The organism is Ensifer sp. ENS06 (assembly GCF_014852205.1).
In the GTDB taxonomy this organism is placed as follows: Bacteria; Pseudomonadota; Alphaproteobacteria; order Rhizobiales; family Rhizobiaceae; genus Ensifer; species Ensifer adhaerens.
On sequence record NZ_JACVBC010000053.1, the window covers coordinates 1 to 390 of the forward strand.

Genomic DNA, 390 nt, shown 5'->3' on the forward strand with positions numbered 1-390 from the left:
CGGTGGTGTAGAACTCGGCGGCGTAGCGCCCCTGCTCGCGCGAGCCGTGGGACGAGCCCTTGCGGCCGCCGAAGGGCACGTGGAAATCGACGCCCGCCGTCGGCAGGTTGACCATCACCATGCCGGCTTCGGCATTGCGCTTGAAATGGGTCGCGTGCTTGAGGCTGGTGGTGGCAATGCCCGAGGACAGACCGAAGGGCGTGTCGTTGGCGACAGTGAGCGCCTCATCGTAGTCCTTGACGCGGATGACGGATGCGACCGGCCCGAAGATCTCTTCCCGAGAAATGCGCATCGCGTTCGTCGCTTCGGTAAACAGCGCCGGCTGCAGGTAGAAGCCGGGCGTGTCGCGCTTCAGAAGCTCGCCGCCGAAGGCAAGCTTGGCGCCTTCCT

General features: G+C 65.6%; 1 protein-coding gene. It reads right to left on the bottom strand.

The window, feature by feature from the left end; genetic code table 11:
* Positions 1-390, bottom strand: a 390-nt coding sequence (locus tag IB279_RS36800) for an aldehyde dehydrogenase family protein (protein WP_192341271.1), incomplete at both ends; no start/stop codon positions are given.